Here is an 18,426-nt window from a genome sequence, read left to right as displayed (position 1 = left end):
CCGCCCCCGCGGCTACCAGTTCGTCAGCATGAAGTGGTTGATTGCCAAGGCACCGACCACATTGGCGGCCAGCCACCACCGGTGAGATCGGGCGGGCAGTAAGGCGGGGGCCGCGGTCAACCAGACCATGAACGGCAGCCAGATGCGTTCCGTCTCGGCCTTGCTGAGCATGCTCAGGTCGGCGCACAGCATCGCGGCGACGGCGGCAAGCACCAGCAGATGCACTCCCGAACGGCGTCGGATCGCCGCGACATCGACGACCCGCCCCAGCGCGGCCACGCTGCCCAATCCGATGGCACAGGCCACAGATGCCAAGTTCGCCCAGCCCCAATACTGAAATGGCCGGTTCATCGCAATTCCTTGCCAATAGCGTTGCTGGACAAGGGTATAGCCGTCGAACCACCAGAATCCGGTCGCGGCGAAAGCTGCCACGACAGCGAGGGAGACGGGAACCGCGGCCGCGAGCACCGTGGACGCGGACTTCCGGTCTCCCGCGGACATCAGCACAGCGAGAGCGAGCAGCCCCATCAGCACCAGCCCATAGTTGAGAAAAATCGCCCAGCCGAGCAGTAGCCCGGCGCCTGCCGCGACGATCATCGGCCGGCGCGCAGTGCGACTCGCCGCGAGCGCCAGCAGCGCGACGCCCCAGGCGGCGACACCGGCGAAGTATGCGTCTGCGGACACGGCAATCCAGATCGCCGTCGGCGCGACGGCGACGAACGGCGCAGCGGCACGGGCGGTCGCCTCGTCGGAAACGGCACGCAGCGTGACAATCACGGCCGCGGCCGCGCTGGAACCGACAAGCAGGCAGAACGTGCCCGCCCAAGCGCCGCCGGCCAGACCGATTCGGTCGAGCCACACGAACGTCAGCAGTGCGCCGGGCGGATGCCCGGAGACGTGGGTGATCCAGGAGTGCGGCTGATAATCGAGGATGCGGCTGGAGAAGGTGCGGAGCATCGACGGGATGTCGTTGACGGTCGGCACTTGACGCAGGTATTCGTGACGCGCAACCAGTCTGCCCGCGAATCCGAATTCCCAGCCGTCGATCATCGCCAACGCGAACGCCCACCCGCATGCTGTCGCCCAGGTGACGAACGTCAGTGTGCGCCATGGCAATCGGTGCGCCAGTTCCGGTCCCCACCGGATCGCCATAATGCCGATCGCGACGGCGGGGATGGTGCCCCAGCCGACGTGGGCGTGCCACCAGCCGAAAATCGGGGCGGTGTCGGCCAGGTCGTGAATAGTTTTCGGCGAGCTGTGGATCAACGGGGTGACGATGCCAAGATGCAGGTGCGGGACCACAAAAGCCGCTGTCACCAGCGCGATTCCCAGCGAAACCGCGATAGCGTCGCGGCGTGCGATTTTCACGACAATCCGGCCATGGTCAGGCACCACACTAAGCCAGTGCTTTCCGAGCGACAGCGACACGCACGGCGTAGGCCAACGCGCTGACCCCGTACACGGCCGCTACGAGCAGCAGCCAGCGTGCGAGGAACGGTTCCTGGGTCTGGCCCGTCGCAGCGAAGTAGCTGGATCGCCCCTGCCGAATGATCCCGGGAAAGAACAGCAGTAGCGACAGTCCGGCCGCCAGGGTCGGGATCCGCACGTAGTTCACCGGTGACACGGCCAGCGTGGGCGGTCGGCGCACGGCGGCAAGGCCTTTGACTATCGAACGATCGGCGAGCGAGTAGAGCGGAAACAGGATCAGGTCGTGCGAGACGATAGCGGCGACAAACCAGACGCCGATCGACTGCCACCACACCCGGGAATTCCACAACGCGTGCGGGCCGAGTTCGATCACCGCGTATCCCGCCACCGCCCAGGCCGCGACGGTGCCCAAGAGGTGCAGCGGATGAGCCCCGTAAAACGCGGTGAATTTCCTGATCGGACCGACCATCTCACGGCCGCCGAAAATCGATCGAGCGCACCCACTTGGTGTTGTGCACGCCCGGCAGCGCGGGCACGATGATGCGCGCGGGATAGCCGTGGTCGAGCGACAAGTCGACGCCGTTCACCCGCAGGGCGAGCAGCGCGTCAGGATTCGCCACCTGATTGTCCTGCAGCGCGGCATGATTGAACCCGCCTGCTCGTTCCAATGAGCGCACGACGGCGATCGCGGAGTGCGGCAGTCCCGCCAGCGCGGCGAGATCCCGGAGCCGGACTCCGCTCCACGTCTGAGTCGTCGACCAGCCCTCGACGCATGCGATCGGCAGTTCGGCGGTGTGCTGCGGCATGTTCTCGAGAGTGGCGCGGTCCAGCAACAATTGGCCCGATGGTCCGCGCAGTGCCAGTCGCCAATTGGCGCCGATATCGCCGCCGCGGATCGCCGCGGCCGTCGCGGTTCTGTTGACCGGAAAGTCGTTTGGACCGTCGCCGCGGATGCGTCCGCGCGGGATCAGCAGCGCGGCACGACGGGTGACACCTCCGAGTGTTTGTCCCGCGGTGAGCACCGCGACGAATACCGCGCCGCCACCGACCAGTGCCAGCGCTCCGCGACGACTGACCGTCGCAGGGGCGGGGTCTGTGGCGACCAACCCGTCCTCGTCCGGCGGCTCGGGGCGGGTGTCGGCGCGCGACGTGCGCAAGACGGCGCGAAACGACTGCGAGCGTAGGCCGCGCACCATCTTCGGCAGTTTGATCAGCACGTGAATCGTGAACCCGGCGATGAGAATCCAAGCCCCGAAATAGTGCGCGGTGTAGAAGCTGAAGCCGAAAATGTAGTCGTACTGGATGTTCAGCACGCCGGTGGCGAACTCGAAGATGATGCCGCCCACCAACATTGCCAGCGACAGCCGCTCGACGAGCTGGGCAACAGACCGCAGCGGCGGCCACGCGAACAGCCGTGGCATGACCGACCAGAGTTTGGCCAGCACGATCGGGATGAGGACAAGGCCAACGCCGACATGCGCGCCTTGCGTCAAGCGATATAGCCAGGGCGGGCGGGTCGGCCAGTGAAAGCTTGGAAGTTTCAGCCAACCCACGTCTTTCGGTATCGCCTGACCGAGCTCCGGGCCGTACGCGATGTAAGAGAGCAGGCCGGTAAGGATCACGACGGGCAGGCCGATCAGCAGCACCGAGCCGAATACAGAGGTCAGCCACGGGCCGCGCAGCGGGCTACGCCACCTCTGCAGCAGCGTGGTTCCGGGTGGGCGATGCCGTTCCAGGGCGCGCCAAAGTGGCTCTGGGAAGCCATAAGTCGGCCCGACCGAGTCATCATCGTCGTGGTCCGAGCTCGTGGTCACCCGTCCGTACCGGGCGGAGAAGCCGTGAGCACGGCGATCACCCGGTCGTGAACGTCGATGACACTTACGACCCGCAGTCCGGCTGCGCGTGCGATGTCGACCAGCGATCCGGCGCCGACACGGGACCATGGGAACCAGTGCCCGAGGTAGCTCTCGGTCTCCCAGCGCAGCCACTCGTAACAGGAGTCGCTGGCCGAGGAATCGGTTTCGACCACAACGACACCATCCTCGGCGAGCAGCGCCGCGGCTCGGCGCAGCATCTGAACCGGGTCGCCACCGATCCCGATGTTGCCGTCGGTGAGCAGAACCTGTGCCCAGCTGCCCTCGGCCGGGAGCGGGGCGAAGAGGTCGCGACGAATCGCGGTTCCACCACGCTGCCGTGTCATCTCTACCGCGGCGGTCGAACTGTCCACGCCGAGCGCGGGCAGCCCGCGCGCCTGCAACGCCGCGGCGAAGCGACCGGGACCGCAGCCGAGGTCGAGGGTCGGCCGCGAGGAGCACTGACGAAGCATGTGCTCATCCGCGAGGCGGTCTTGAGGGGTGGCGGCCCGGCCGCCGATCCATCGCCCCATCGGCAACTCACGCCGATTCCCGAGGTGGTTGCGCGACCAACATGAATTGCCCGACGCGGCGGACTGATAGATCACGTCCGCCGACCACACCGCCGGCGCCTCGCAGGCGTCAGCAGTCATCGCTTTGTCCGGCGAATTCAACAGCAAGCATTCCCCATCCGCTCATTTGCATCGTCGGTGTCTTTAATTGTGGTTCGGTGCTGACCCGAGTGAGGATTGCCGAAGTTCCGCTTTCGAAACGTCGCGAATGCCGAGGCTGGGTCAACGCGGGTCGACACTGGGACCGCGCGCGAGCGTCGGCGTCGCGGGTTGTCAGGCCGGCGCAGGCTGGTGAGACTCCTCGCCTGGCGCCCAGAGGAGTTGTACGATCCGCCGCCGGTTGCGCGCTCGGGCACAGTGGAGGGGTGGCTTCGCGTCGGATGCTGGTGTTCTCGCTGACGGCCGGCCTGCTGGTGTCTGGTTGCGGTGGTGACACCCGGTCGCCGGCCCCGGTCCCTCGGACGGCAACGATGCCCGCCGAGCCCGCAACTGCCGGCCCGCTGGCCACGCGACCGGCAGGGCGGGTGGTCCCGGTCGGCAATGCGCCCGAGGGCGTCGTCGTTGGCGCATCGGGGATCGCGGCGGTCGCGGTGCGGCAGCCCGACGCGATCCAGCTGGTCGACGTGGCGACCGGCGCCGTCCGGCAGAGCGTTCCGACAAGGGGCGCGGCCCGACACCTCGGCCTCGCCGCACCGAACGGGCCGGTCCTGGTTCCGCTGGAGGGCTCAAACCAGTTGTGTGAGCTGAACTTCGACGGCCAGACTTCGGCGACCGTCGCGGGTGTCGGCAGGCAACCGCACGATGCTGCGCAGACGGCCGGGGGCACGATCGTCGTGACGAACGAGCTCGGCGGCGGCGTGGTGTTCGTGCGGGACGCCGCGGTCGTGGGGTCACTGCCGCCCGGCCCTGCTCAGCCCGGCGGCGTGGCGGCGGTCGGCGACTACGCCGCGGTCGCCGACGTGCGGGGCAACGGGGTGTGGGTCTACGACGGAACGTCTCGGCAGCCGCGCGCACACTTACCGGTGGGCGTGAAACTGACCCATGCGGTCGGGCTTTCCGGCGACGCGGCAGCCTTCGCGGACACCGACGGCGGCGCCGTCCTGATCGAGCGTGTCGACCCGCAACTGACCGAGGTGGCAAGGGTCGACGCGCCGGGCAAACCGTACGGTCTCGCGTACGACGCGGCGCGGAACCGGATGTACATCACGCTGACCGCCACCAACCTGATGCGGGTCGTCGATGTCTCGGACACGAACCGGCCGCGGATACTTGGCGATCTGCCGACCGTGCGGCAACCTAACTCGGTGGCCGTCGATCCGCGATCGGGCGCTGTACTGGTCACCGGTAGCGCGCCCGGCGGGGACAGCGGATTGCAGATCATCACCCCCGACGAGTTGCCGCGGGGCTGAAGGGACGTGAACCAGGCGTGAGAGTGCTGCTGACCGGTGCTGCCGGATTCATCGGCTCGAGGGTGGGCGCGGCGCTGCGCACCGCCGGCCACGAAGTGATCGGCGTCGACACCCTGCTGTCGGCTGCGCACGGACCCGGTGCGGAGTTGCCGCCCGGTTGCCACCGGGTCGATGTACGGGACGCCGAAGCCCTGGCGCCTCTGCTCGCCGGCGTGGACCTTGTCTGCCACCAGGCCGCGATGGTCGGCGCCGGGGTGAACGCCGCTGACGCGCCCGCATACGGCGGGCACAACGACCTGGCGACCACGGTGCTGTTGGCGGAGATGTTCGCCGCGGGCGTGCGCCGGCTGGTGCTGGCGTCATCGATGGTGGTCTACGGGCAGGGCGGTTACGCCTGCCCCGACCACGGGCCGGTCGAGCCCGTGCCGCGGTCGCGTGCCGACCTCGATGCGGGCGCGTTCGAGCACCGCTGTCCGATCGGCGGCGAGCCGCTGCGTTGGCAGCTCGTCGACGAGGACGCGCCGCTGCGTCCACGCAGCCTGTACGCAGCCAGCAAGACCGCGCAGGAGCATTACGCGCTGGCCTGGTCCGAGTCGACGGGTGGTTCGGTGGTGGCGCTGCGCTACCACAACGTCTACGGGCCGGGAATGCCTCGCGACACACCGTATTCCGGGGTCGCCGCGATCTTCCGTTCGTCGCTCGAAAGAGGGGAGACGCCAGAGGTTTTCGAAGATGGCGGCCAGATGCGCGACTTCGTCCACGTCGACGACGTCGCAGCGGCGAACGTGGCTGCCACGGCCGAGCGGGAGGGCTTCACCGCGGTCAATGTCTGCTCCGGGCAGCCCATTTCGATTCTTGAGGTGGCCGCCGCTCTGTGCGACGCCCGCCACGCGGATCTGACACCGGAAGTGACCGGTCAGTACCGCAGCGGCGACGTGCGCCATATCGTCGCCGATCCCGCCCGCGCCGCGGCGATCCTGGGTTTCCGCGCGGCGATCAATCCTCGTGATGGCCTGCGCGACTTCGCGTTCGCCCCGCTCAGGTAGTGGGAGGCTCGATGCCGGATCTGGTCACTGTCGTGCTGCCATGTCTGAACGAGGAGGAATCGTTGCCGGGCGTGTTGGCGGCGATACCCGCGGGCTACCGCGCGCTCGTGGTCGACAACAACAGCACCGACGACACGGCCGGGGTGGCCGTTCGGCACGGCGCGGCGGTGGTCGTCGAAAAGCGACCCGGTTATGGATCGGCCGTGCACGCGGGCGTCGTCGCGGCGTCGACGCCCGTCGTCGCGGTCATCGATGCCGACGGATCGATGGATCCCGCGGACCTGCCGCGCCTGGTGGCCGCCCTAGACGACGGTGCCGACCTGGCGATCGGCCGGCGTCGACCGGTCCGGGGCCTGCAATGGCCGTGGGTCGCGCGGGTGGGCACCGTCGTCATGAGCTGGCGGCTGCGCACCCGGCACGGCCTGCCGGTCCACGACATCGCGCCGATGCGAGTGGCCCGGCGAGAAGACTTGCTGAATCTCGGTGTGGCCGACCGACGTTCGGGATATCCGCTCGAACTATTGGTGCGCGCGGCCGCGGCCGGCTGGCGGGTGGTCGAGTTCGACGTGGACTACGGTCCCCGGACCGGTGGCACGTCGAAAGTCAGCGGCTCGCTGCGCGGCAGCATCACGGCGATCCTGGACTTCTGGAAGGTGATCTCGTGAACGCACTTCCGGTGATCGCGCTGGTGGTCGCGAAGGCCCCGGAACCGGGGAAAGCCAAGACACGACTCGCGAAAACCGTGGGCGATCGGATCGCCGCCGACATCGCCGCTGCCGCTCTGCTCGACACCTTGGACGCAGTGGCTGCGACGCCGGTGGCGGCGCGGGTGGTGGCGCTCACCGGCGATCTGGACGCCGCAAGTAGTAGCGCCGAAATCCGCCGCCGTCTCGACACTTTCACCGTGATCGCGCAGCGCGGTGACGGCTTCGCGGACCGGCTGGCCAACGCGCACGCGGACGCGGGCGCAGGCTCTCCGGGGCTGCCCGTTCTGCAGATCGGGATGGACACCCCGCAGGTGACGACCGACTTGTTGACCGCCTGCGCACGCACGTTGCTGGGCGCTCCGGCGGTGCTGGGACCGGCGTGCGACGGGGGGTGGTGGATCCTCGGCCTGCGCGATCCCTCCGTCGCCGAATGCCTCCGCGATGTCCCGATGTCCCAGCCAGATACCGGGCTCTTGACGGCGCAAGCACTGCGCGCCACCGGTATCGAGGTGTTAAGTGTGGAAACTCTGGCCGATGTCGACGTGATCGACGATGTCGCGGTAGTGCGGGATGCGTGCGGTCCGTCCAGTCGCTTCACCACTGTCACCCAAGGCGCGGGGCTTTAGGACCGTTTGGCATCTGACTAAACTTTTTTCAAGTTAGGGGAATAAAGCGGTTACCGGCGCCCCTTGCACGTGATGTCGCTTCTCTAATGCGCACTCACGGAAGGTGTCGATATGTTCTTGATCGCGATAGGAACGGGCTTTCTACTGCTGTTCGCGGTGCTGATCTCCGACGGGATATCCACCGGCACCGCACGGGAAAGCAGCACGTCGCGGACCCGCGAATCGGACACCGAGGCGGCGTCGACGCCGTCGTCCGCGGTTCGGCGCTTCCGCCCGTCCGTCAACCGTCGGACGGTCGACGACACCGATCTGGCCGCCTGACCGATCAGCCGGCGGCCGCGGCCTGCTCGATCGCGTCGGCGTCGGGCGCGCAGTCGCCGGCACCGGCCGTCAGCGTCGCCAATGCGCCGGCAGCGCAAGCCCGTCGCAGCGCGCGGTCGCGGTCGCGGGCCCAATTGGCGGCCAGCACTCCGGCGAACACATCACCCGCACCGGCGGTGTCGACCGGATCGACCTCCGGCGCGGGAACGGTGAACTCGACGCCGTCGCCGGTATAGGCCGCGCCGCGCGCACCCAGCGTGGTGACGCGATGTGCCACCGGCCAAACCCACTGCGCCGCTTCGGTTTCGTTGACGATCAAGACATCTATCACGTCGGACAACTGGGCGAGTGCCGTGTCATCTCCGCCGGGCGGTGACGCGTTGAGCATCACCGTCGCCCCGGCCGAACGTGCCGCGCGGGCCGCGTCGGTTGCCGCCGCGATCGGAATCTCCAACTGCAGCAACACCACATCGCATCCGGCGAGCAGATCGGGCAGCCTCGTCGTGTCTAGAGTCAGCCGGCTGTTCGCCTCCGGTGCAACCACGATGAGGTTCTCGCCACCGGAGTCGACAACAACGACGGCGGTACCGCTGCGTCCCGGGACCGTGATGAGACCATCGGTGTCCACGCCGTTGTCGACGAGGTGTTCGCGCAATTGGGCGGCCGTCGCGTCGTTGCCTACAGCACCGACAAATCGCACGTCAGCGCCCGCGCGGGCGGCGGCAACGGCCTGATTGGCGCCCTTGCCACCCGGCGCCGAGCGCATCGACGTGGCCAGGGCCGTTTCGCCCGGTCGTGGCAATTCGGCGACATCCAGGCCGATATCCATGTTCACACTGCCCACCACGCACACGCACACCCGGGTCATGGCGCCGACGCTAGGGAGATGCACGCGGATACACAAACATCGTGTTGATAACGGTTTTCGGCAAACCCGTTTTCGCCCTGCCCCAGGCGATATTCTGCTGCGTGATCTGGGCTTTCAGCCTGGCTGCGAAAGGACGTCGATTGACGCCGCAGGGCACAGCCGATCCGGCGCCGAGCGAACAGCCGGTATCGGCGAAAGCTGGTTGGCGTCGCCGTCCGCGCCGTCGGGCCAGATTGAGCATCCAGTCGAAGATCATGGTGATGCTGTTGGTCTCCAGCCTGGCGTCGCTGGGCATCATCGGGATCGTCGAATACGTCTCGGGTAGCCGCACGTTGATGCCGATCGCCGCCGAACGGATGACCCAGTTGCGCGAAGGTCAGAAGCGGGCGATCGAGATGTTGTTCGCCGACCTGTCCAACTCGCTGGCGATCTACAGCCGCGGCTACACCGCGGACCAGGCGGTGCAGGCCTTTGCCGCGGCATTCGACCAATTGGCCGACGCCCCTACCGATCCGGCGCAGCAGCTGGAGCTGGAGAGCTATTACACCGACAAGTTGATCAAGCCGATCCAAAAGTCGACGGGCGTGAAACTCGACCTGGCTGCGATGCTGCCACGTGGCAACGCCGAGAAATACCTGCAATCGCACTACACCGTGCACGCGTCGAACGCCTCGCCCGCACCCGTCGACGCCGGTGACGGCAGCGCCTGGTCGGCCGCGAACATGCAGTTCGACAACTACTTCCGCGAAATCACGACCCGATTCGAGTACCGCGACGCGGTGTTGCTCGATACACGCGGCAACGTTGTGTACAACGTGAACAAAGGGCCCACTCTCGGTACCAACATCACTACCGGGCCGTACCGTTCGTCGAATCTGCGCGGCGCGTACGAAAAGGCACTGGCCGCAGACTCCGTCGATTTCGTCTGGATCACCGACTTTCAGGCGTTCCAGGCCGCCGGTGGGATGCCGATCGCGTGGCTGGTGTCGCCGATCGGCGTAGCAGGTAAGACCGACGGCGTCATGGCGCTTCCGCTCCCCATCGACAGGGTCAACCGGATCATGACCGCCGACAAGCATTGGAAAGCGGCGGGCATGGGGGCCACGGCTGAGACGTACCTGGCCGGACCCGATGGGCTGATGCGCTCCGATTCGCGGCTGTTCCTCGAGGATCCCGCGAAGTATCAGCGCGATGCCGTCGCCGCCGGCACCCCCGCCGACGTGGTCGACAAGGCAATCCGTTGGCACGGAACCACATTGGTGCAGCCGGTGGAAGGGCCGGCGTTCCGTGCCGCGCAACGCGGGCAGAGCGGCACCGTCATGGAGACCGGCTATCTTGGCGATCACGAGCTCGCGGCCTACGCGCCGGTGGCCATCCCCAATTCCGATCTGCGCTGGTCGATTCTGGCCAGCCGGGACAGCGAGGAGGCATTCGCGCGGATCGAGGCGTTCGCCCGGACGCTGGTCGTCGCGGCCACGGTGATGGTCTTCGCGCTGTGTCTGCTCGCGATGCTGATCGCCCAACGCTTCGTCCGTCCGATCCGGCGGCTACGGGCCGGCGCGGAAGAGATCAGCTCCGGCAATTACGCCGTCGCCATCCCACTTACCTCGCATGACGAAATAGGCGACCTGACAACCGCATTCAACGAGATGGCGCGAAACCTCGAGATCAAGGAAGACCTGCTCAATGAACAGCGCAAGGAGAACGACCGACTGCTGCTGTCGCTGATGCCCGAGCCCGTGGTGCAGCGCTACCGCGACGGGGAGCAGACCATCGCGCAGGAGCATCAGGATGTGACGGTCATCTTCGCCGACATCATCGGCCTCGACGAGATGTGCGGCGGGCTGTCCGGTGACGAACTGGTCGGCACCATCGACGAGTTGATGCGCGAACTCGACTCGGCCGCCGAAACCTTTGGCGTCGAGCCGATTCGGACCGTGCACAACGGCTACCTTGCCAGCTGCGGGCTCAATGTTCCGCGACTCGATAGCGTGCCGCGGACCATTGATTTCGCCGTGGAGATGCAGCGCATCATCGAGCGATTCAATTCCGGTAGGGGCTACCACCTCAGCATCCGGGCCGGGGTCAACACCGGCAACGTGATCAGCGGGCTGGTCGGCCGATCCAGCGTCATCTACGACATGTGGGGCGCGGCGGTGAACCTCGCCCACCAGATGCGCAGCGGTGCAACTGATTCCGGTGTCTTCGTGACCTCCGACGTCTACGAGGTGATGCGCGATCTGCGCCAATTCACCTCGGCCGGCACGGTCACCGTCGGCGGCGAGGAACAGCCGATCTGGCGATTGGCGGACCGCAAATGACCGTCGTCGACACCTTCTGGCTGTACTGGGCCGTCGGGCTGGCCATCGGACTGCCGCTGCTGCTGATCAGCCTCACCGAACTGCACCAGTTTTTGGCGCGACGCGACAGCGCGCTGGCCACGCCGGTCAATCTACTGCGCAGCTACCTGGTGCCGTTGGCCGCGCTGCTTGTGCTGCTGGTCAAGATCGCACGGGTGCCGGCCCATTTCGACTCGGTGCGCGTGCTGGCAACCGTTTTCGGTTTCGTCGTGCTGCTGCTGGTGTTGTCGGGGCTCAACGCCACGGTCTTCGAGGGTGCGCCCGAAGGGTCCTGGCGCAAGCGGGTGCCGACGATATTCCGGGACGTCACACGGTTTTTGCTGATCGCGGTCGGCCTCGCGCTGATCTTCTCCTACGTCTGGGGGGTACGCGTCGGCGGCTTGTTCACCGCGCTGGGCGTCACGTCGGTGCTCATCGGCCTGATGCTGCAGAACTCTGTCGGCCAAATCGTGTCCGGCCTGTTCATGTTGTTCGAGCAGCCTTTTCGGATCGGCGACTGGTTGGACACCCCGTCCGCGCGCGGGCGCATCGTGGAGGCGAACTGGCGCGCGGTGCACATCCAGACCGGGCACGGTTTGCAGATCACGCCGAACTCGGTGCTGGCCGCCACGTCATTCACCAACCTCAGCCGGCCGTCCGGCGCGCACAAGCTCTCGATCGCCACCACGTTCTCGGTCGACGATCCGCCCGACCAGGTGCGCCTGCTGCTGGTGCGGGTGGCCGACGCGCTGCCGCAACGCAAGGCCGGCGTCGCGCCGACCGCCTCGGTTGCCGGGTCGGGGGAGTACGAGGTGAGCATCGCGCTGAAGTCGCCCGCCGACGACGGGCCCGCGAAAGCGACCTTCCTGCGCTGGATTTGGTACGCGGCCCGGCGCGAGGGCCTGCACCTCGACGGCACGACCGACGACTTCTCGACGCCGGCGCGGGTGCAGATGGCGATGCGAGACGTGGTGGCGCCGGCGTTGCGGTTGAGCCTCGCCGATCAGCAGTTGCTGATCCCACACGCCAAGCTGGTTCGCTACGGCACCGACGAGATCGTGCACTACGCGGGCGAAGTCCCCACGGCCATGACGTTTTTGATCAAGGGCACCGTCCGCCGGACGAGCACCAACGACGACGGGTCGGTGACTCCGCTCAGCGTGCTGGAGGAAGGCTCGTTCCTCGGGCTGAGCGCGCTGACCCGCCAACCGAGTCTGTCGGGCGCCCACGCGCTGGAAGAAGTGACGGCTCTCGAAATCGACCGTGAGTACATCGAAGATCTCGTGCTCCGCGCGCCGTTGCTGCTGCAGGAGTTGGGCCGGATCATCGAGGACCGCCGCAGGGAGTCATCGTCCATTGGGGCCGTCTCTACCCGGCGCTAGTTTGGCCGCTACCCTGGGTTAATGAGTGTCCCTACCTTGCCGGCGACCGACGTGCGCCAGCAGGTGCACGACGCGGCGCGACGGGCCCGGTTGGCCGCTCGGATTCTGGCCGCACTCCCGACTGTTGCCAAGGACCACGCGCTGCGCGTCGCCGCCGACGCGCTGGTGGCCAACACCGACCGGATCCTGGCGGCGAATGCCGAGGACCTGCGGGCCGCCCGCGCCGCCGACACCCCCACCGCCATGCTCGACCGGCTCGCGCTGGACCCCACGCGCGTCGAGGGGATTGCCGCGGGCCTGCGGCAGGTCGCCGGGCTGCCCGACCCGGTCGGGGAGGTGCTGCGCGGCTACACCCTGCCCAACGGGTTGGCCCTGCGACAGCAGCGGGTCCCGCTCGGTGTCGTCGGGATCGTCTACGAGGGCCGGCCTAACGTCACCGTCGACGCGTTCGGGCTGACGCTGAAATCCGGCAACGCCGCACTGCTGCGCGGCAGCGCGTCGGCCGTGCACTCCAACGAGGCGTTGGTCGCGGTGCTGCGCGACGCGCTGCGCGGCGAGGACCTGCCCGTCGACGCGGTGCAACTGCTGCCGTCCGCCGATCGCTCGTCGGTCACGCATCTGATCCAGGCGCGTGGCCTGGTCGACGTGGTGATACCGCGCGGGGGAGCCGGTCTGATCGACGCCGTGGTGCGCGACTCGCAGGTGCCCACGATCGAGACCGGCGTCGGCAACTGTCACGTGTACGTGCACGACGCCACCGACCTCGACATGGCCGAGCGAATCCTGTTGAACTCCAAGACCCGTCGGCCGAGCGTGTGCAACGCGGCCGAGACGCTGCTCGTCGATGTGTCGGTGGCGGACCAGGCGATGCCGCGACTGGTCAACGCGCTGCAGGACGCCGGGGTGACCGTGCACCTGGACCCCGACGAGGATCACCTGCGCCGGGAGTACCTCGAGATGGAGATCGCGGTGGCGGTGGTCGACGGCGTCGACGCCGCGATCGCCCACATCAACGAATACGGCACCGGCCACACCGAGGCCATCGTGACTTCGAACATGGCTGCGGCGCAACGCTTTACCGAGGGTGTCGACGCGGCCGCGGTGATGGTGAACGCCGCGACGAGCTTCACCGACGGCGAGCAGTTCGGGTTCGGCGCCGAAATCGGCATCTCCACCCAGAAATTGCACGCCCGCGGCCCGATGGGGCTCGCCGAACTGACCTCGACCAAATGGATCGTGTGGGGAGACGGCCAGACCCGAGCGGTCTGACATAGCTAGGAGAATGACTACGTGAGTGTGCCTGCGCGGCCCGCACCGCTGTTCGCCGACATCGACGACGTCGGCCGGAAGCTGGCCGAAACCGGCTACCTATGCGACACCGCTACTGCCACAGCGGTTTTCCTCGCAGACCGGCTCGGCAAGCCGTTGCTGGTGGAGGGTCCGGCCGGCGTCGGCAAGACCGAACTCGCCCGCGCCGTCGCGCAATCCACCGGCTCCGGGCTGGTCCGCCTGCAGTGCTACGAAGGCGTCGACGAGGCCCGCGCGCTGTACGAGTGGAACCACGCCAAGCAGATCTTGCGCATCCAGGCCGGGTCCGACGACTGGGACCAGACCAAGACCGACGTCTTCACCGAAGAGTTCCTGCTGTCGCGGCCGCTGCTCACCGCGATCCGCCGCACCGAACCCACGGTGCTGCTGGTCGACGAGACCGACAAGGCCGACATCGAAATCGAAGGCCTGCTCCTCGAGGTGCTCTCCGACTTCGCGGTGACCATCCCCGAGTTGGGCACCATCGCCGCCGACCGGAAGCCGTTCGTGGTGTTGACCTCCAACGCCACCCGCGAACTCTCCGAGGCGCTAAAGCGTCGCTGCCTGTTCCTGCACATCGACTTCCCGGACGCCGAGCTGGAACGCCGAATCCTGTTGTCCCGCGTGCCCGAGCTGCCTGCCCACATCGCCGAGGAACTGGTCCGCATCATCGGCGTGCTGCGTGGCATGCAACTCAAGAAGGTGCCGTCGGTGGCCGAGACCATTGACTGGGGCCGGACGATCCTGGCATTGGGCCTCGACACCATCGACGACGCGACGATCGCCGCGACGATGGGCGTGGTGCTCAAGCATCAGTCCGACCAGACCCGCGCCACCTCCGAGTTACGGCTGAACTGAGCGTCTGATGGCCGTCCGCCGCGTTCGCCCCAGCCAGCCGTTGGCCCCGCACGGCATCCCGGGCCACCTGGTCGGGTTCGTCGAAGCGCTTCGCGGCCAAGGCATTTCGGTCGGCCCGTCGGAAACCGTGGACGCCGGCCGGGTGATGGGCGTGCTCGGCCTCGGTGACCGCGAGATCCTGCGCGAGGGATTGGCCTGCGCGGTGCTGCGGCGGCCCGAGCACCGCGAGACCTACGACGCGATGTTCGACCTCTGGTGGCCCGCCGCGCTCGGCACCCGGGCGGCGGTCAGCGAAGAGGACGCCATCGACCCCGACGTGCAGTTGCCGCCCGAGGACGTCGAGGCGATGCGGCAGATGTTGCTCGACCTGCTGACCGACAACCCCGACCTCGCTGAAATGGACGACCGGCTGGTCGCGATGATCGCCCAAATCGTCGATGCCTACGGCAAATACAACTCCAGCCGCGGGCCGTCGTACTCGTCGTATCAGGCGCTCAAGTCGATGGCGCTCGACGAGTTGGAGGGCAAGCTGCTCGCCGGCCTGCTGGCCGGCTATGGCGACGAGCCGACGCCGACCCAAGAAGAGATCGCCAAAGCGCTTGCCGCGCAGCGCATCACGCAGCTGCGAAAGATGGTCGACGCCGAGACCAAGCGGCGCACCGCCGAGCAGCTCGGCCGCGACCACGTCCAGATGTACGGCATCCCGCAACTGTCGGAGAACGTCGAATTCCTACGCGCCTCGGGTGATCAGCTGCGCTCGATGCGCCGCGTCGTGCAGCCGTTGGCCCGCACGCTGGCTACCCGGCTGGCCGCGCGCCGCCGTCGGTCTCGCGCCGGCGCGATCGACCTGCGCAAGACGCTGCGCAAGTCGATGTCCACCGGCGGTGTGCCGATCGACCTGGTGCTGCGTAAGCCACGGCCGGCCCGTCCAGAACTCGTGGTGTTGTGCGACGTGTCCGGCTCGGTCGCCGGGTTCAGCCACTTCACCCTGTTGCTGGTGCACGCGCTGCGTCAGCAATTTTCCCGGGTGCGGGTGTTCGCGTTCATCGACACCAGCGACGAGGTCACCCACATGTTCGGCCCGGACGCCGATCTCGCCGTCGCGATACAGCGGATCACCCGCGAAGCCGGGGTGTACACCCGCGACGGCCACAGCGACTACGGCAACGCGTTCGTCTCTTTCATTCAGGACCACCCGAACGTGCTGTCGCCGCGCAGTTCGCTGCTGGTGCTCGGCGACGGGCGGACCAACTACCGCGACCCAGCGATCGATGTGCTGTCGCACATGGTGACCGCGAGCCGGCACGCGCATTGGCTCAACCCGGAGCCCAAGCACCTGTGGGGCAGCGGCGACTCGGCGGTGCCGCGCTACCAGGACGTCATCACGATGCACGAGTGCCGGTCGGCCAAGCAGCTGGCCGCCGTGATCGATCAGCTGCTACCCGTCTAGAACGGGAGCTTCTTGCGCAGCCATACCAGGGTGTTCTCGGCTGCAGGCTGCGAGATCACCGTGGCGGGCGTCGGCGTCGCGCCGATCGTTCCCTTGAGTTCATGGAATGCGGCCACGTAGGCGCTGACCGCGTCGGTGGCGTCCGGCGCTGACGCGGTGGGCAGTGCCGCCACCCCGTACAGCTCTGCCGACAGCTGACTCCTGTTGTCGTCACGCCTGGCGGCCTGGCGGGCCTGCTCACGTTCAGCCGCCAGCACACGGTCCACCTGCTGTGCCTTGCGCGCGCAATCGTTGAGAACCTGGACCCGACCCGCGACCTCGCCGCGGAGCTGCTTGATGGTCCGTTCGGCGTCGCGCAGCATCGCGGCGTCGTCCGCGGTCGGTGTGGGGATCGCTTTCGACTGCGCAGCAAGGTCTTCGATCCGCCGCGCCCGCTGCAGAGTATCGGCGATCGTCGCGAGGTAACCGGTGAAATCCAGCGCCCCCGGCTCGCCCAACCAGCCGTCGCGAGCGGCACGCGTCGCGATGATGTTGTCGACGGCCGACTTCGCCTGGCCCATTATCGCCAGACCCTCTTTGCCGAAAACCTTGACGCGATTGCGTTCTTCGACCCGCCGGCGGGCGTCCTCGCGCTTCGCCGCCTCCGCCAGTCGCCGCTTGCGCTGCTGCTCGGTTTCCCGAACCGGGGCGGCGTTGCGAATGCACGCGAGGGCGAATACCCACACCACCGTCGGCGCCGCCGACCAACCACCGCCGCCCTGGTCGGCAATGACGGCGGTAGCCACTAGCGCGACAACGGCCAGCACCCCGAGAAGCGCGAGTTGCGCCGGCGACGACGATTCGCGGTTCGGCGCAAGCACCACCATCGCGAGACCGATCACCACCAACCCAACGACCAGAATCGCGACGCCGATGGCGCCGAAGATGAACGCGATCACGACTCGAGCCTCTCCCCGAAATTACTGAAACCGATCGTAATCAGGAGGCCCGACAGCAAAGCGAATTCGCTCAGAGGCGGGCAACTCGCACATCAGCCGGGCGGGCGGCGCCCAAGCGAAGCTCAGACGAACCTCCTCAGTTGCACAGGTCAATATGAGGTTATTATCAGCTCGGCTTCAGATAAGCGTAGGCCAAGCATTTTCGGCTTCGGTGCGTTATATGCAACCGGCAGAAATGAATTGAGGTTCGTCATGCTGAAACGCCTATCCGTTATGGCGCCGATCATCGGGGCGACGGGAATGTCGATCGCCCTGTCCCTGCCGGCCCACGCCGACACCGACGACCCGCTGGCGGACCCCATCAGCCTTGCGGGCAGCACCAACGCCATTTTTCTCGGCGGTACCGCCCAGCCCACGCCGTCAACGGCGTACGTGGAGGCGGCGAACGAGCTGTTCCTGAAGCCGCTGGGGTTCTCGGATGCCGCGACGTCGATCTGCAACATGGTCGGAAACCTGCCGTGCGACGGTTCGTTGCAGGTGCTGTCGACGCCCGAACTGTTCCAATTCGGCCCGAGCAGCCTGCAGGACGAGACCAACATCGTCTACGCGATCGAAGCCGCGTATCACTCGAACTTGATGAGTGCCGATGATCCTCTGACGGTGTTCGCCTACTCGCAGAGCGCGATTGCCGTGTCGGCGGCCGAGAAGATTCTCGCTCAAGACGGCATCCCGTCGGAGGACCTGCACTTCGTGTTCATCGGCGACCCGAGCGACGCGAACGGCATCGCCACCAACATCTACGCCGATTTGGTTCAGCTCTTCGGCGGCGGCGACACCGGAACGACGATCACCGACGAAGTGCTCAAAGCCATCAACGAAGACCAGTTCGCCCCGGGTGGCCTGCTCGCCGACTACACACCGAACGACCTCTATCCGACCACCATCTACGACATCCACTACGACGGAGTCTCCGACTGGCAAGAGGATTGGGACTTCGGCGTCAATGCACCGGGTGGCAGCCCCTTGCTCGGCCTGGCGAACGGGCTCTTCCACTTCTTCACCACCCACGTGGAATACCTGGGGTTGACGCCGGAGGATGTCGCCAGCGGGGTCGCTACGACCACCGGCCTGACCACGACCATCGAGATTCCGGACTGGACCGACTCGGGTGCGATCATCAACGACGCGGCAGCGTTGATCGGTTCGTTCTCGCACGGCGTCGCCGACAGCGGAGCGATCACCGCGTTGCTGGAGACCGTCGCGGCCCTGTTCGACCCCGTCTACTCCTGATCGACGCTCCGGCCCGGGTGCCGGTGTGGCC

At 67.2% G+C, this 18,426-nt stretch carries 18 protein-coding genes; 11 read left to right on the top strand and 7 right to left on the bottom strand.

Annotation, left to right across the window (positions count from 1 at the left end):
* Positions 1 to 12 precede the first annotated feature (12 nt).
* The 4 genes from PT015_RS08575 to PT015_RS08560 all read right to left on the bottom strand — a co-directional run bounded on the left by PT015_RS08575 (position 13) and on the right by PT015_RS08560 (position 3,934).
* Positions 13 to 1,368, bottom strand: coding sequence for a hypothetical protein (locus tag PT015_RS08575; RefSeq protein ID WP_285190208.1), 1,356 nt, complete (start codon positions 1,366 to 1,368; stop codon positions 13 to 15).
* A 28-nt stretch (positions 1,369 to 1,396) separates the two neighbouring features.
* Positions 1,397 to 1,897 carry a hypothetical protein gene (locus tag PT015_RS08570; RefSeq protein WP_285190207.1) on the bottom strand — a complete coding sequence of 167 codons (501 nt, stop codon included), beginning with the start codon at positions 1,895 to 1,897 and terminating at the stop codon, positions 1,397 to 1,399.
* 1 nt (position 1,898) lies between these two features.
* Positions 1,899 to 3,164, bottom strand: a complete 1,266-nt coding sequence (locus PT015_RS08565) for a molybdopterin-dependent oxidoreductase (protein WP_285191001.1) — start codon at positions 3,162 to 3,164, stop codon at positions 1,899 to 1,901.
* A gap of 74 nt (positions 3,165 to 3,238) precedes the next feature.
* Positions 3,239 to 3,934 (bottom strand): class I SAM-dependent DNA methyltransferase, encoded by a 696-nt coding sequence (locus tag PT015_RS08560; protein ID WP_285190206.1) that lies wholly within the window; start codon positions 3,932 to 3,934, stop codon positions 3,239 to 3,241.
* A 284-nt stretch (positions 3,935 to 4,218) separates the two neighbouring features.
* Between PT015_RS08560 and PT015_RS08555 the strand changes: the two genes are divergently transcribed.
* The 5 genes from PT015_RS08555 to PT015_RS08535 all read left to right on the top strand — a co-directional run bounded on the left by PT015_RS08555 (position 4,219) and on the right by PT015_RS08535 (position 7,962).
* Positions 4,219 to 5,262: a hypothetical protein gene (locus tag PT015_RS08555; RefSeq protein ID WP_285190205.1), complete on the top strand. Its 1,044-nt coding sequence runs from the start codon at positions 4,219 to 4,221 to the stop codon at positions 5,260 to 5,262.
* Between the two features lie 17 nt (positions 5,263 to 5,279).
* Positions 5,280 to 6,308, top strand: a complete 1,029-nt coding sequence (locus PT015_RS08550; protein ID WP_285190204.1) for an NAD-dependent epimerase/dehydratase family protein — start codon at positions 5,280 to 5,282, stop codon at positions 6,306 to 6,308.
* Positions 6,309 to 6,319: 11 nt separating this feature from the next.
* The gene (locus PT015_RS08545; RefSeq protein ID WP_285190203.1) at positions 6,320 to 6,973 is read left to right on the top strand and encodes a glycosyltransferase family 2 protein; all 654 of its coding nucleotides are present in this window, start codon (positions 6,320 to 6,322) and stop codon (positions 6,971 to 6,973) included.
* Positions 6,970 to 7,641, top strand: coding sequence for a TIGR04282 family arsenosugar biosynthesis glycosyltransferase (locus tag PT015_RS08540; protein WP_285190201.1), 672 nt, complete (start codon positions 6,970 to 6,972; stop codon positions 7,639 to 7,641). Before PT015_RS08545 ends, PT015_RS08540 begins: the two co-directional genes overlap by 4 nt.
* A 111-nt stretch (positions 7,642 to 7,752) precedes the next feature.
* Positions 7,753 to 7,962 (top strand): hypothetical protein, encoded by a 210-nt coding sequence (locus PT015_RS08535; protein WP_285190200.1) that lies wholly within the window; start codon positions 7,753 to 7,755, stop codon positions 7,960 to 7,962.
* Positions 7,963 to 7,966: 4 nt separating this feature from the next.
* Here PT015_RS08535 and PT015_RS08530 read toward each other — a convergent pair whose 3' ends face one another.
* Both PT015_RS08530 and PT015_RS08525 read right to left on the bottom strand, forming a co-directional pair.
* Positions 7,967 to 8,830, bottom strand: coding sequence for a PfkB family carbohydrate kinase (locus PT015_RS08530; RefSeq protein WP_285190199.1), 864 nt, complete (start codon positions 8,828 to 8,830; stop codon positions 7,967 to 7,969).
* Positions 8,831 to 8,840: 10 nt separating this feature from the next.
* Positions 8,841 to 9,086: a hypothetical protein gene (locus PT015_RS08525; protein WP_285190198.1), complete on the bottom strand. Its 246-nt coding sequence runs from the start codon at positions 9,084 to 9,086 to the stop codon at positions 8,841 to 8,843.
* Here PT015_RS08525 and PT015_RS08520 point away from each other — a divergent pair.
* From PT015_RS08520 to PT015_RS08500, 5 genes are read left to right on the top strand one after another with little or no spacing between them, the layout of a single operon-like run.
* Complete coding sequence (locus PT015_RS08520) at positions 8,971 to 11,151, top strand: adenylate/guanylate cyclase domain-containing protein (protein ID WP_390888011.1); 2,181 nt, start codon at positions 8,971 to 8,973, stop codon at positions 11,149 to 11,151. The genes PT015_RS08525 and PT015_RS08520 overlap by 116 nt on opposite strands.
* Complete coding sequence (locus PT015_RS08515; protein ID WP_285190196.1) at positions 11,148 to 12,551, top strand: mechanosensitive ion channel domain-containing protein; 1,404 nt, start codon at positions 11,148 to 11,150, stop codon at positions 12,549 to 12,551. The genes PT015_RS08520 and PT015_RS08515 overlap by 4 nt, the downstream gene beginning before the upstream one ends.
* 21 nt (positions 12,552 to 12,572) lie before the next feature.
* A complete protein-coding gene (locus tag PT015_RS08510) occupies positions 12,573 to 13,820 on the top strand; it encodes a glutamate-5-semialdehyde dehydrogenase (protein WP_285190195.1) in 1,248 nt (415 codons plus the stop codon).
* A gap of 21 nt (positions 13,821 to 13,841) precedes the next feature.
* Entirely contained in the window at positions 13,842 to 14,717 is an 876-nt protein-coding gene (locus tag PT015_RS08505; RefSeq protein ID WP_285190194.1) for an AAA family ATPase, read from the top strand.
* Positions 14,718 to 14,724: 7 nt separating this feature from the next.
* Positions 14,725 to 16,167, top strand: coding sequence for a vWA domain-containing protein (locus PT015_RS08500; protein ID WP_285190193.1), 1,443 nt, complete (start codon positions 14,725 to 14,727; stop codon positions 16,165 to 16,167).
* Here PT015_RS08500 and PT015_RS08495 read toward each other — a convergent pair.
* Positions 16,164 to 17,105, bottom strand: coding sequence for a hypothetical protein (locus PT015_RS08495; protein ID WP_285190192.1), 942 nt, complete (start codon positions 17,103 to 17,105; stop codon positions 16,164 to 16,166). The two genes, PT015_RS08500 and PT015_RS08495, sit on opposite strands and share 4 nt — an antisense overlap.
* A gap of 252 nt (positions 17,106 to 17,357) precedes the next feature.
* Here PT015_RS08495 and PT015_RS08490 point away from each other — a divergent pair, with 252 nt between their 5' ends.
* Entirely contained in the window at positions 17,358 to 18,395 is a 1,038-nt protein-coding gene (locus tag PT015_RS08490) for a PE-PPE domain-containing protein (RefSeq protein WP_285190191.1), read from the top strand.
* Positions 18,396 to 18,426 lie beyond the last annotated feature (31 nt).

Origin of the sequence: Candidatus Mycobacterium wuenschmannii (assembly GCF_030252325.1) — a bacterium.
GTDB lineage: Bacteria > Actinomycetota > Actinomycetes > Mycobacteriales > Mycobacteriaceae > Mycobacterium > Mycobacterium wuenschmannii.
Note: the sequence above shows the minus strand (reverse complement) of the source record. Positions and strands in the feature narration are given on the sequence as shown.